Raw genomic sequence first — 13,101 nt, 5'->3', positions numbered from 1 at the left:
CAGCTGGTACTTCCAACTAGGAAGGATCCGTGCTGCTTGTGCTTGTTGATTGGTCGGAGCTGCCCGAGTCGGACTGGGCTCCGGATTCATCGCCACGTTTGGCCCGGTAACCATTCCGTCCTTCCGGCAGAACCCCGTTCACCAAGTCAGTCACACGCTCGTTCAGGCCGGTTGTTCGCTTATCGTACTGGGTTTGCGTGATTTTTCCATCAGACAGCCGCTGCTGCAGCTCGCTCTTTCCGGCAGCGACAAGTTTGTCGATGACGGTCTGCACGTTCACATTTTTGCTGGCAGCGATCTCGGCAATGGTGCTTCCTGCTTTACGGGCTTCCTTCAGCTCGTCTGCTGTTACGCCGAGGGCAGAGGCCAGTTCGTCCGAATATCGGCCAAGTCCATGTCCCTTTTTGCCGTCTGTGGATTTCGATGTATGTGAATTCGTTGCGGAGTTGCTGGCGTTCTTGTTCTGAGCAGAAGTGCCTGCAGCCGGATCGGCATGAGCGAGGTTGTTGGCAAGCAATCCTCCGCCAAGTGCGATCGTCAAAGCCATCGTGCTGGTCATCATCATTGTCCTTGAAGTTCTGCTTCTCTTCATCAGCGATCATCCTTCTTTCTCAGTATGGTAGGTGTGGATACTGGACCCACAACGTTATCGTAGGCAACCAGGATGAAGAGAGGCTGAAAGAGACCTTAAGGTGCAGTAAAATAAATAGGGTGCCCAACCAAAGATGTCTCTCTCCCGCAAGAAGAGTAGCTTCTTACGGGAGAGAGACATCCATTGTGTGTAACATTATGTATGCGGGTTAACGCAATAGTTCCCATTCATGCTGCAGCATGCCGTATACGGCATGATTGACATATCCCTTGGGCAATTTCTCTGCCTGGCGGATTACGCCTTCAAGAACAAATCCAAGACGCTCAGGGATGGCCCGGCTGCGCTTGTTATTGGTGGCCGAACGAATCTCGACCCGGTTCAGATCCAGGGTGACCAGGGCGTGATCAACCAGAACACGGCAAGCACTGGTCATTAAGCCTTGGCCCTCGAAGCCTTTCCCAAGCCAGTATCCGATACTTACCGAACGGTTGGTCCAGTTGATCTCATGAAAGCCGATAATGCCAGCGAGATCACCCTTCAGCCAGACACCTGCGGTGAAGCCTCCGTTTTCAGCGCCCTGCTTCAGCGCGTTGCTAATGAAGTTTGAGGTGTGTTCTACCTCCGTTACATGGTCCACCCATGGCAGCCAGTGTCTCAGTTGATCGCGCGAGCGATCCGTGAGTTCGAACAGAGGCTTGGTGTGCTCCATGGAGAGTGGACGGAGCTCGGTATATTCATCCAATGAATAGGTAAACATGAGTGCAACCTTCTTTCTTTATAATTAGTGGTTTAGCGAGAGGCTGGAGGCAGTTTGCGCTCCAGTGCAAACAAATCTTCTTCCATGGAGGCCATACGCTGATTCACGGTGGTACGGGCGTCACGGACTGCCTGATTATATATGTAGGGAGCGAGCTCCGTCATAAACAGATCCAGCACCCCCCAAGCCGCCAGATCGCCAAGTTCTTCGCCGCGTTCCTCTTCGAAATACGATTGGATGGTACGGATGGCTTCATCCTGCTGTTCTTTGGTCAGTTTGAGCGTGTTCAATGGGAATCCCTCCCTTTATTTTGTTTTTACTATCATGCTACATGATTCGCGCGAACCCGTCAAAATGGTTTTTGGCCTATCTTGTGTGCAGGCAATCCGGACTTTGGTGCCGTTCTTTATTGAACTCGTCCCTCGTTAAAGGTATATTTAGATGAAACACTTTGTAATTTCTGAAAGCACCAATCAATTCATGAAAGGTTTGATACCTGTGGACAATCGTACAACCCCTCCTAACTTTATCAAAAATATTATCACCGAAGATCTCCGGTCAGGAAAAGTCCAGGAAGTCATTACCCGTTTTCCTCCGGAACCGAACGGTTATCTGCATATTGGCCACGCCAAGGCCATCTGGATCAACTTCACGCTGGGCGCTGAATTCGGCGGTAAAACGAACCTGCGTTTTGATGACACGAATCCGGTCAAGGAAGATGTGGAATACGTGCAATCCATTCAGGAGGATGTCAAATGGCTCGGCTTCGAGTGGAATGAGAAACGTTTTGCCTCCGACTATTTTGACGAGATGTACAACCGTGCTGTCCTGCTGATCCAAAAAGGAAAGGCCTATGTCGACGACCAAAGCGCCGACAAAATTCGGGAAATGCGTGGTACGCTGACAGAACCGGGCAAGAACAGCCCGTACCGAGATCGTACCGTTGAGGAGAACCTCGACCTGTTCGCACGGATGCGCGCAGGTGAATTCCAGAACGGAGAAAAAGTGCTGCGTGCGAAGATTGATATGGCTTCGCCTAATATCAACCTGCGTGATCCGGTAATCTACCGTATCGCTCATGCGCACCACCATAACACAGGTGACAAATGGTGCATCTATCCGATGTATGCCTTCGCTCATCCGCTGGAAGATGCCATCGAAGGTGTGACGCATTCTCTGTGTTCCCTGGAATTTGAGGACCAACGCCCATTCTATGACTGGGTCATTGCCGAATGCGAGATGGAGAGCCAACCTCATCAATATGAATTTGGCCGCCTGAATCTGTCCCAGATGGTAACCAGCAAACGGAAGCTGAAACTGCTCGTGGACGAAGGACATGTGGATGGATGGGATGATCCGCGCATGCCAACGATCTCGGGTCTCCGTCGCCGGGGGTATACACCGGAAGCGATTCGTGATTTTGTATTCGAGACAGGCATTTCGAAGAGCCAAGGGGTTATCGACCTGCAAACGCTGGAGCACTTTGTACGTGAAGACTTGAAACTGAAAGCTCCGCGCACGATGGCGGTTCTGCACCCGCTGAAAGTGGTCATCACCAACTACCCTGAAGGAGAAGTGGAGTGGTTGGAAGCGGAGAACAATGTGGAAAATCCGGAAATGGGCAATCGTCAAATTCCATTCTCCCGTGAGATTTACATTGAGCAAGACGACTTCATGGAAAATCCGCCGAACAAATACTTCCGTTTGTTCCCTGGCAATGAAGTTCGCCTGAAGCATGCGTACTTTATCAAATGCAACGATGTCATTAAGGATGCGGAAGGCAATGTGGTCGAGATTCACTGCACGTATGATCCGGAGACGAAGAGCGGCAGTGGCTTCACGGGTCGTAAAGTCAAAGGTACGATCCACTGGGTAGAAGCGAGCCAAGCAGTACCTGCTGAGTTCCGTCTGTACGAGCCTTTGATCTCGGCAGAAGCACCGGAAGCAGATGCAGAAGCGGAAGTAGCCGGGGCTGAGGTCGTGGAAGAGCAACCGGAAAAAACGTTCCTGGATCAATTGAATCCGAACTCCCTTGAGATTGTCCACGGATACGTGGAGCAAGAGATGAAGGAAGCGAAGGCACAGGATAAATTCCAGTTCTTCCGTCATGGATATTTCAGCGTGGATCCGAAGCATTCCGAGCCAGGCCGCCCTGTATTCAACCGGGTCGTGTCCCTGAAAAGCTCGTTCCAACTGCCGAAGGCATAAGATACATGAAATAAAAAAAAGGGCGTCTCCGCGCAATAGCTGCGTGGAGACGCCCTTTTTCTAACTTCCCTTTTTCCATAATCTTTTGTTTTCTTATTTTGAACTTTTAATATACACCACAACGGAGAGGACAGAATAAAGCTGGAGAAGCGAAGCGTTCGCCTTTATCACCGTGATTTTACCCTCTGAAAAAGGGAATCGAAAAATCCGGGGATAACAGCGATCGAAAGATTGTTCTGTCCTCGTAGTGCTCCAGTGTAAAAGGTTCAACCTCTGCGAAACAAAACATTATCCATCCTCATCCATGCTGCCCATCTCGGTTAGTACAACAGGCTGGTAACCGTTTCTGCGGTTGATCAACCACATCACTCCAAAGCCGACTGCGCCGATGAGTGAGAAAAAAACGCCAATGTTATACATGACCTCGGCACCAAAGCTCTGGAATAACCAGCCACCGAATAAGCCGGCAATGACACCGGATATGCCGCCCCAGGCCATCGTATACACTGCTTGACCAGAGGAACGATAGGGCCTTGGGATAAACAGCATGGTCAGCTGGGTGCCCACATAGAAGTACCCACCAAACGTAATCGAGTGCATCAGCTGGATAAATACAATCTGCAGCGGGTTAACGGCCTCAGCCATCAGCTGCCAGCGGACAGCGAACAGCAGGCTGACGAGTACGAGACTTGCAAGCAGCATGCTCATTTTTCGTTTCAAAAAGCGATCCAGCAGCAGGAAGACACCTACTTCGAGAATGGATGACGTGAAGATGGCCCACCCGACCATCTGTTTATTGCCACCCATCTCTGTAATGTAGAGCGACATAAATGTACTGTTCATCGCATTCGGTACCGACACCAGCACACCTAGCGCAATAAATGTCATAAAGTACGGATTGAACATCACCCTGCCGAAGCGGCGGAACGTGACCACTGGGGTATCCGAAGCGATGGGCTGCCTTGGCAGAAACATGGCAAACGCAAAGGCGATGGCAATCATGCAGGCAAAGACAATCGATACACTGCCCACGCCCAGGCGGTCAATAAGTGGTCCGGCAGCCGCAGCAGTCAGAGCCCAACCGAGTGAGCCCCACAACCGGAAGGTGCCGAATTTCTGGGTGGTCCCATCGATGTACCCGAGAATGAGACTGTTGGTCTGGGCAAACAGCGGACTTTGGAAGAAATAAAAGAAAATCATGGCTCCATAGATCCAGGCATATGTCGGTGCATGAAAGACGGCTTGGGCAAGCACAAATGTGCCTCCCATCATCATCATAAGAATAATACGAATATTGCGGGATTTGTCGCTCCAGAAGCCCCAGAACGGATTGGCGAACAGGGATACAAAGGGACCGATTGCCATCAGACTGCCGATTTCCAGCTTGGTCATGCCGATTTCCTGCAGGTACAGTTGAAGAAAACCAGCGAAGATGGAGATGGCTCCGTAAATGAAAAAGTTATATAGTTTCAGCGAGACCAAAGAGGCATTGCCTCTTCCGGGTGCATATCTGTCCAATAGAGCCATTCCTTTCAGAATCAATATTCTTCAATGTATCATTTGTTGAAAGGGGATTCAATGTATAGAATAAGTTTATTATATGAGAACCGGAAGGGATGATTACCGTGAACATGAAGGAATGGACCGGCATTATACTGGCAGGCGGCCTGTCCAGCCGGATGGGCACCAACAAGGCGCTGCTCCCTCTGCATGGTTCCATTGTTCTGGAGCATGTGGCCGCAGCTATGGCTCCTGCAGTATCCCGGGTCATTATTGCTGCTGGGCCCAATGCAGCTGTTTATCATGAGCTCGGTTATACCTGTGTTCAGGATCGTTACCCGGAAAAGGGCCCGCTGGCCGGGCTGCATGCAGCCCTAGAAGCATCGGAGACCGAATGGAATCTGGTCTGTGCTTGTGACCTGCCTCTGATCCAGCCCGCCTTTTTTACCGCCCTGCAATGGCTGGCTGAATCGGACCAGAAGCATCCGGCGATTGTGCCGCGCTTGGAAGGATGGGTTCATCCACTGGTGGGCATTTATCATACGCGCGTACTTCCCAGCCTCGAACAGTGCTTGGTCGAAGACCGTTTGCGGGTCACCCGTTGGCTGGAGGAGATTGGGGGTAGGTATGTCGACGGAGAGGATCTGGAAAAGGCAGGCGTCCAGGATGCAGCAGGTCAGTTAAGCAATATGAACACCATGCAGGAGTATCATAACCTGGTGGGCAACCGTCCGCCGATCATGTGATCGATGATGCATCCGGATTTAAGTATAGAATGCCGTCATAAACCGTCTTGGCCTTGAGGGTGTCCCGTTACGGTTTAAGGCGGTTATTTGTTGTCATTTAAACAGGTTTTTGGCTGTCTGCGCCAGCAGCTGCATTCCACGCTCCATCTCCTCAGGCGAAGCATACGCGTAGGACAGCCGAAGGTGGTCTGCATCCAGGCGGTCATACAGATAACCCGGATGTATGAGCACGCCATCCCGGAGACAGGCATGAAACAGCTTGCGAATCGAAAGAGAGCCAGCTGTGAACCGGAGCCAGATGTAAAAGCCGCCGGCTGGTTTATTCCACTCGGCAATTTCCGTGAAATAACGTTTCAGAAGCTCAAGCATGAAGTCTCTGCGACGGCGAAGCTCAGGCCGCAGACAGTCCATGTGCCGGGTGTGGTACCCTTCCGCAAACCATAACGCTGCGGCTTCCTGAGCCAGGGAGCTGGTACCATAGTCTGTCTGCATCTTGATATCAGCCAGGCGACGAATAACCGGCTCTGGCCCAACCAGCCATCCAAGACGCAGGCCAGGACTGACAGCTTTGGATAGTGTGCCCATATGAAGCACGCGTCCATCCAGATCCCGCGCCTTAAGCGATTGCGGCGAAGGCTCGTCCAGCCACAAATCCGTGTAGGCGGCATCCTCCAGAATGGAAATGCCTTCGGCATGGGCTGTAGATATCAGCTCGTTTCGGCGAGTGTCACTCATGACAGAGCCTGTCGGATTATGAAAGCTTGGAATGGTATAGAGCAGCGACGAGGTGTGACTCTGAGGAAGTCCGTTTCGTAGAGTGTCCTTCAGACGCTGAATGTGTAATCCACCCGCATCCATGGGAATGCCATTCATTTTGATTCCGGCAGATTGAAACGCATGAATGGAGTAGAGGTAGGAGGGCTTCTCCAGCAGAACAGCCGATCCGCGGGGAAGCAGACCGACCGATATCAAATGCAGTGCCTGAAGCGAACCCGAGACGATTAGAATGGCACTTGGAGACGCCTGAATGCCACAGGTCAGTAGAAAGTCAGACAAAGCCTCGCGAAGTTCGAGACTGCCTTGGGGCTCAAGGTAGTTTAGTGTACGTGAGCGCCTGGACAAGGAACGAAGAATTTCCTTGAAGGCGTCCTCGGGCATCAGTTCAGGCGCAAGTTCTCCGGTTCCCAGTCGAATGATGCCATGCTGGAACTCAGCTCGGTTAATGAGCTGCACTTCAGGCAGGTTGGGATAATACCAGCCTTCCTGAATGGCTTCGTTCCAGTCCGGTGCGGCTCCATGGGCAAGTGCATGCCAACCGGAGCCGGATACATACGTTCCGCCGCCGTGTTTGCCCTCAATCATGCCTGCGGCTGCCAGGTTGTCCATGGCAGTAACCAGTGTGCTGCGATTTACTCCCATGGATTGTGCCAATGCTCGCTGCGAGGGAAGGCGGTAGCCCGCTGTCCACTCTCCAGTCGTTATCTTTTGACTGATATATAATTCGATCTGGCGATACAGGGGCAAGGATTGTGCCGGGTCAGGTTTCCAATCGATGCCTTGCCGTGGATCGGAATGATTCATGCCGAGTTTGCCTCCAGTTTGTTTGGATAATTGAAGCTTCTTGCTTCTGTATCGAACACTATATCATTTGGTTGGGTTCTATGCCATCCAATTGGTTGGTCACACCGGAATTCATCTCACCTATTATGGAGACAGATATAAGGGGGATGAACAATGAGTGTGTTTATTCATGCCGTGGTACTGGCGTTTGGCCTGATCCTGCCACTTGGTGTGCAGAATGTTTTTATTTTTAACCAGGGGATGAGTCAGCGAAGTTTAATGCGTGCGCTTCCGGCGGTAGTGACAGCAGGGATCAGCGATACGCTGTTAATTGGAGCGGCAGTGGGAGGGATATCCCTCATATTGCTCCAGTGGCCGCTGCTGGCAGGTGTGTTGTATGCAGGAGGGGCTGCGTTTCTGCTATATATGGCATGGAGTATTTGGAGGTCATCCGGGGTAGCAAATGGTTCGTTAACCGCGCTGTCTGCAGGACGTCAGATTGCCTTCGCCGCTTCCGTATCCTTGCTTAACCCGCATGCGCTGCTGGACACGGTAGCTGTAATCGGTACCAGCTCGCTTCAGTATGAAGGGATGGATCGGGTCACCTTTGCCATAACAGCAGCAGCGGTTTCGTGGATATGGTTTCTCGTACTGGCAAGTGCCGGAAGGCTGATTGGGAGAACGGATCGTACCGGACGTATTAGTCTGGTCTTCAATCGGTTATCCGCAGGGGTAATGGTTGTAATGGCGTGCATGATGTTATGGAAGCTGATTCATATGTAATTGTCTAAAGGTGCAGTAGTCTAAAAAACAAAACAATCCCCGCACGGTAAATGTGCGGGGATTAGCCAAGTTATAGATGAAGTTGAGCTAATAACATGGAGATTAATATTTATTAAGATTCTGTCTTCAGAATCATGGATTCTATAAAGACTTTCAGTTCCTCACTCACATTGTTCAACTGGTCAATGACCTCGCTAAATTCCGTTACGAGCTCGGCTTGCTGGGTACTGGACTGGGAGATGGAAGTGATCTCCTGTTCCATCTGACGGATCGAATGCTGTACATCCTTGAGGGAACGTTCGATATTTACGGTAGCTTCCTTTGTCCCGGTGGAAAGTTTGCGCACTTCGGATGCCACCACTCCGAACCCGGCGCCTGCTTCACCCGCTCTTGCCGCTTCAATGGCCGCGTTTAGACCCAATAGATTGGTTTGCTCAGAGACTTCCCGGATAAACGAGGCGACTTTATTGACCTCGGTTGCATTTTGTACAGCAACTCGGGTGTTGTCCAAAATTTGAGAAGAGGAAGCGGTCAACTCCTCAGATTGGGCCGCTACAGTCTGGACCATGTCGGTCAATCTGCCACTGATGCTGCTGATCAATTCAGTGAAATGTTCCAGATGCTCTTCATTTTTTAGAGAGAAGCCGATGGCCAGGGCACCGACAATATTACCCGCCTCATCTCGCAGAGGAGTAGCTGTAGAATTGAGGGCGGTCCCATAATGATGGGCTTCGATACGATTGGCTGAAGTTTCGCCATGAATCAGGGCACGGCGCAGTGTAGGATCCTCAAGCGAGACAGGATCCCCAGCCTTGATACCGAGGTCAAGATCCTCGCTGGGCACATAATACCAGAATTTCTCGGTGTCCGTTACAGCGATCATCAGATTATGTTCCTTAAGCATGATTTTAAAATAAGGGCTTGCTGCAACGAGTGCTTCAACAATGCTCATTCCGTCAACTCCTGTGTGCGGCATATTTTAATTGGTTTTTTTGACTATACATCGTCCAGATCAGGTGGATCGTGAAGATCCAGAGGGAATATGTATTCATTCTTATTGTAACAATTTCAGTAGCAGAAAGGTAAAAATAAGTGCTCATTTAAGTCATCTCATGTGATAATTTCATGAAAAAAGCTGCGAAGGATACCTCCTCCGCAGCTTATAAACGAAATAGTATGGCTTACACAACGCTTTTTGCGCTTATTTGCATAAATCCGCACCCACGATGGTGCCTAAAAAACGGCTACCCGCCGATCTGGGACATGCGCCGTACGGTTGGGGTATGGCTTTGCATCTTTTGCTCCAACGCCAGGGCCATTTCATGGTTCTTCGGCTTCGTGCCGAGTGCCTTGAGGAAAAGGGCTGCCATGGCATCCGGATCATCAACGTAGCGGCGGACATTGTATTCATCCGACCAGTACAGACAGGCTTTGATATGTCCGTCTGCCGTCAGGCGAAGCCGGTTGCAGTTATCACAGAAGTGATCACTTACCGGGTGAATCAGGCCGAAGGTTCCCTGCGAACCAACAATCTTCATGTTACGGGAAGGGCCGTTTCCCGCCGGGCCTGAGGTGCTCTCTACTGTCCAGCCAGCCTCTGCACATGCATCGGTGACAGTTTCCAGCGGCAGATATGATTTGCGCCATGAATCCGAAGCATGTCCGATTGGCATGTATTCAATAAAACGCACATGCAGCGGTTGATCGATCGTCATGGCAATGAAATCCTTGATCTCATCATCATTGATGCCTTTCATGAGTACGACGTTCAACTTGATTGGCGCAAGTCCAACCGCCGTTGCAGCTTCGATCCCTTTGAGCACCTTGTTGACATCTCCACCACGAGTAATCATGGAGAATCGGTCCGCATGAAGGGAATCGAGACTGATGTTAATACGGTTCAGCCCAGCATCTTTCAGTGCCTGAGCCTGTTTATCGAGCAGCAGCGCATTGGTAGTCAGCGCAATATCCTCAATTCCGTCGATAGCCGAGATCATGCCAACGAGCTTGTGCAGATCCTTGCGTACCAAAGGTTCACCACCAGTCAGGCGTACCTTGCGCATCCCCATCGGGGCAAGCACCTTGAGTACCTGAGTGATTTCTTCATAACTCATAATTTCATCATGCGGGGCGAACTCCATGCCTTCAGCTGGCATGCAGTACACACAACGCAAATTACAGCGGTCCGTAACAGAAATACGGATATAGTCATGTATCCTGCCAAAAGAATCCTGAAGCATCTCCATGCAGACCACCCTTTCATTTATTCGGATTGGAAAAACTTATATAAAATGAACGATACGACAATGTCGAAATTCAAAAGGAACAGTTGCATCAAATTTTAGCCATTTCTCCAATCCGCGTCAACGATGACGTCAGATGACAGCCATTTTTTCGGGATGAGTCAACTGGAATTGGCCCACAAGCTGCTGCAGGAAAACAGTAATGACCTCCACGTTATGGGATGATTGCTGAACATGCATCATGTCGCTGAGCAGTGCCATCATCTCGGCCTCCACCTCTGCGGACGTGGAGCGGTTTTTATGGCTGATGGCAGCAATACTTTCCATGAGCATCACGACCCGATCCACAACCTGAGTCCTCTGCGGATCCTCGGCTGTTGCCTTTTGCAGAAGCTGTGCAGCGGCTTGCACAAGGGTGCTGCCTTCAGCCAGAACCTGATCTCCTTCATGGATGGAGCGGGCAGCAGCTCCCGCTGCAGCTGTGATATTATCCAGAATCTGATGAATGTCCTCGGTAGAGGAACGGGACAGCTCAGCCAGTTTGCGAATCTCACCGGCAACGACTGCGAAGCCGCGGCCATGTTCTCCTACATGTGCTGCTTCAATGGACGCATTCAGCGCAAGGAGGTTGGTTTGAGCAGAAATCTCATCAATTGCCGCCAGTGCACGGTAAATGTCCTGCATGGTATCCATAAAGGACAAAATCGTACGGTTGGTATCTGTGACTGTTCCTGAGATCTGATTCATTTTGTCGCCAATGCGTTCCACTTCCTGACGCGCTACCACAATCTGTTCGGTGGCGGAGGTCTCCAACTGCTGCAGCGTAAGCCGCATATGGTCGGCAGCCAGCTTGGCCTGATCCAGATCCTCCAGTTGTTCGCGTATGCCGTGGATCATGGAGCCGAGCTTGTGGTTTACACGTTCGGTGGTAACTTGGGTTGTCTCGGTGGAAGTGCGCATCTGATACTGATTGTTCATCACATCCACGGTCGCAACCTGAACCTTGAGCATGATGCCTTCGAGCGAATCAATCATGTTGTTGATCCATTTCGCGAGCTCACCTGATTCGTCCTGGGCAAAAGCAGACATGTCCAGACGCTGTGTTAGATCGCCCTGACCTTCAGCATTGATTCGTATAAACCTGCTGATGCGCCGCAAGTCCTCATGGACGCGTTGGTAGTGTCTCCGTTGCAGCTGATCTGCGATGAACAAGCCAAAAATGATATTGAATGCCGCTATGGCTGCTGCACTCCATGCGCTGCCTGAAAGTGCATACACGAGACCTGCTCCCCCAATGCCTGACAAACCGATGAACAGGCTGTGCAGCTTGAACTGACGCCAGCCGATACTGCGTATCCGGTACACTTCCTCCAGATCGCCTTCGCACATCATTCCCCAACGATCCGGACAGTGGGGAAGCTGGAAGGTGATTCCTTTGCCAATTACGGAAATATGGCGGTAATCGGAGTAACCCGGATAGGCAGCAAACAGGTTGGACCCGTTGCGGATGGTGTTTGCTACACCCGGATGCAGCTCGCCGGTGGAAGGGTCGGTAAACATCAGTTCCAGCTCGGTATGCTCTTTGACGGATACAATCCCCCATTCGGTAGTAACGCCATCCTTGAGATTTTCGCCATGTGTAAATGTACGATCCTCGAAGCGACTGCGGGACAAAGCCGTTCCGGGTTGCAGCTGTGGCCGCAGTTTCGATTCAGCCATAAAGAGATAGTTGTCCCCCGAATCAGGATAGATGTGTCCGGATTCCCGTTGAATCAAGTCCCCCAGTACATCATTGGGGATACGGCAGCACAGTGAACCGATGTAACGTCCTTCCTGTACGATAGGTTCAATGAACATCAGGGTGACATCATCGTGAAAAGAGAAGGAGCGCCGCCCAATGTCCAGTGTTAACGGATCTGAATAGGGGCCATATAGACATCGTTTCCCGTTCATATCCGTTTTGGAATACTGTAACCCTGGTCCAATCAAAACTTCGTTATCTTCATAGATCTGTCCAACATGTTTTTTATATGTAGAAAATACAACCTGATTCTGCTCATCGAGCATAAAAATTTCCGTACTATCTGCTGCCCGGATGTACGCAGCTTTGAACCATACATCCCATTTGTTTCTATTCTGCGCTGCATGTTCTGCATCCAGCGGCCCAGCCGATTTGACCTGATGCAGTAAACGATCCATATGACTCCATTGCTCATCGGCCCAATCCATCAGAAGCTGCTGCCTCGTATCGGCAATCCCCTCAAAAATCTGCTCCACATCACCCTTGATATGTGCGTTCAACCGATACGACCGCCATAACGGCCACCCTTTTTTCCATCCAAGCCAATCAAACATGCAGACCACCCCGATCTTTGAAGTTGAAAGCTTTTGCATAGCCCTTTCTTAGAAACGATATAGATTCTGTAATTTCTAAAAGACGGTGTATTCCTGTCTTTTCCATATAGAACGTTATACAAGAAAAACGACAAGAATACGAGGGTATATGTCATATTTTCCGAATATTTATTCAATAAATACAAAGAAACATGCGCTTTTCAGGGAGGGAAGGGCTGCGATTGGCCTATAGGATAGGCCGAAAGACGTTGGAAGGCATATCCCCACCAATGCCAATTCTTTGGGCAGAGGACAATAATTCTTCATTGGAATATGCGATTATTCAGTAAAGTGATGTCAGATAAACAGTCAGAGCAT

Annotated in this window: 11 protein-coding genes; 3 read left to right on the top strand and 8 right to left on the bottom strand. The window is 50.5% G+C overall.

Annotated features, from left to right (window positions below):
- Positions 1–16 precede the first annotated feature (16 nt).
- The 3 genes from HP552_RS17605 to HP552_RS17595 form a co-directional block, all read right to left on the bottom strand.
- Entirely contained in the window at positions 17–592 is a 576-nt protein-coding gene (locus HP552_RS17605; protein ID WP_175396712.1) for a hypothetical protein, read from the bottom strand.
- Between the two features lie 208 nt (positions 593–800).
- Complete coding sequence (locus tag HP552_RS17600; protein WP_175396711.1) at positions 801–1,349, bottom strand: GNAT family N-acetyltransferase; 549 nt, start codon at positions 1,347–1,349, stop codon at positions 801–803.
- Positions 1,350–1,381: 32 nt separating this feature from the next.
- Positions 1,382–1,639 (bottom strand): DUF2164 domain-containing protein, encoded by a 258-nt coding sequence (locus HP552_RS17595; RefSeq protein WP_175396710.1) that lies wholly within the window; start codon positions 1,637–1,639, stop codon positions 1,382–1,384.
- A gap of 190 nt (positions 1,640–1,829) precedes the next feature.
- Here HP552_RS17595 and HP552_RS17590 point away from each other — a divergent pair, with 190 nt between their 5' ends.
- Positions 1,830–3,557: a glutamine--tRNA ligase/YqeY domain fusion protein gene (locus HP552_RS17590; RefSeq protein WP_175397063.1), complete on the top strand. Its 1,728-nt coding sequence runs from the start codon at positions 1,830–1,832 to the stop codon at positions 3,555–3,557.
- A gap of 288 nt (positions 3,558–3,845) precedes the next feature.
- Here the strand turns inward: HP552_RS17590 and HP552_RS17585 are convergent, their stop codons facing one another.
- A complete protein-coding gene (locus tag HP552_RS17585) occupies positions 3,846–5,084 on the bottom strand; it encodes an MFS transporter (RefSeq protein ID WP_175396709.1) in 1,239 nt (412 codons plus the stop codon).
- A gap of 89 nt (positions 5,085–5,173) precedes the next feature.
- Here HP552_RS17585 and mobA point away from each other — a divergent pair, with 89 nt between their 5' ends.
- Positions 5,174–5,803, top strand: a complete 630-nt coding sequence (gene mobA / locus HP552_RS17580; RefSeq protein WP_175396708.1) for a molybdenum cofactor guanylyltransferase — start codon at positions 5,174–5,176, stop codon at positions 5,801–5,803.
- Between the two features lie 93 nt (positions 5,804–5,896).
- Here mobA and HP552_RS17575 read toward each other — a convergent pair whose 3' ends face one another.
- Complete coding sequence (locus HP552_RS17575; protein WP_175396707.1) at positions 5,897–7,384, bottom strand: aminotransferase-like domain-containing protein; 1,488 nt, start codon at positions 7,382–7,384, stop codon at positions 5,897–5,899.
- A gap of 153 nt (positions 7,385–7,537) precedes the next feature.
- Here HP552_RS17575 and HP552_RS17570 point away from each other — a divergent pair, with 153 nt between their 5' ends.
- Entirely contained in the window at positions 7,538–8,146 is a 609-nt protein-coding gene (locus tag HP552_RS17570; protein WP_175396706.1) for a LysE/ArgO family amino acid transporter, read from the top strand.
- Between the two features lie 112 nt (positions 8,147–8,258).
- On the opposite strand, the gene HP552_RS35405 is transcribed toward HP552_RS17570, so the two are convergent.
- From HP552_RS35405 to HP552_RS17555, 3 genes are all read right to left on the bottom strand, one after another.
- A complete protein-coding gene (locus HP552_RS35405) occupies positions 8,259–9,098 on the bottom strand; it encodes a methyl-accepting chemotaxis protein (protein WP_175396705.1) in 840 nt (279 codons plus the stop codon).
- Positions 9,099–9,390: 292 nt separating this feature from the next.
- Complete coding sequence (moaA, locus tag HP552_RS17560; protein ID WP_175396704.1) at positions 9,391–10,392, bottom strand: GTP 3',8-cyclase MoaA; 1,002 nt, start codon at positions 10,390–10,392, stop codon at positions 9,391–9,393.
- A 129-nt stretch (positions 10,393–10,521) separates the two neighbouring features.
- Entirely contained in the window at positions 10,522–12,744 is a 2,223-nt protein-coding gene (locus HP552_RS17555; protein WP_175396703.1) for a methyl-accepting chemotaxis protein, read from the bottom strand.
- Positions 12,745–13,101 lie beyond the last annotated feature (357 nt).

It is taken from the genome of Paenibacillus xylanilyticus, from assembly GCF_013359935.1.
Lineage (GTDB): Bacteria > Bacillota > Bacilli > Paenibacillales > Paenibacillaceae > Paenibacillus > Paenibacillus xylanilyticus.
The sequence above is the reverse complement of the archived record's forward strand: the minus strand, read 5'-3'. Positions and strand labels throughout refer to the sequence as shown.

Excerpts from the sequence above, each read along its gene's own strand:
- HP552_RS17555 (WP_175396703.1), bottom strand. The coding sequence starts at position 12,744 with ATGTTTGATTGGCTTGGATGGAAAAAAGGGTGGCCGTTATGGCGGTCG.
- HP552_RS17570 (WP_175396706.1), top strand. The coding sequence starts at position 7,538 with ATGAGTGTGTTTATTCATGCCGTGGTACTGGCGTTTGGCCTGATCCTG.
- HP552_RS17605 (WP_175396712.1), bottom strand. The coding sequence starts at position 592 with ATGAAGAGAAGCAGAACTTCAAGGACAATGATGATGACCAGCACGATG.
- HP552_RS17585 (WP_175396709.1), bottom strand. The coding sequence starts at position 5,084 with ATGGCTCTATTGGACAGATATGCACCCGGAAGAGGCAATGCCTCTTTG.
- mobA (WP_175396708.1), top strand. The coding sequence starts at position 5,174 with ATGATTACCGTGAACATGAAGGAATGGACCGGCATTATACTGGCAGGC.
- HP552_RS17590 (WP_175397063.1), top strand. The coding sequence starts at position 1,830 with ATGAAAGGTTTGATACCTGTGGACAATCGTACAACCCCTCCTAACTTT.
- HP552_RS17600 (WP_175396711.1), bottom strand. The coding sequence starts at position 1,349 with ATGTTTACCTATTCATTGGATGAATATACCGAGCTCCGTCCACTCTCC.
- moaA (WP_175396704.1), bottom strand. The coding sequence starts at position 10,392 with ATGGAGATGCTTCAGGATTCTTTTGGCAGGATACATGACTATATCCGT.
- HP552_RS17575 (WP_175396707.1), bottom strand. The coding sequence starts at position 7,384 with ATGAATCATTCCGATCCACGGCAAGGCATCGATTGGAAACCTGACCCG.
- HP552_RS35405 (WP_175396705.1), bottom strand. The coding sequence starts at position 9,098 with ATGAGCATTGTTGAAGCACTCGTTGCAGCAAGCCCTTATTTTAAAATC.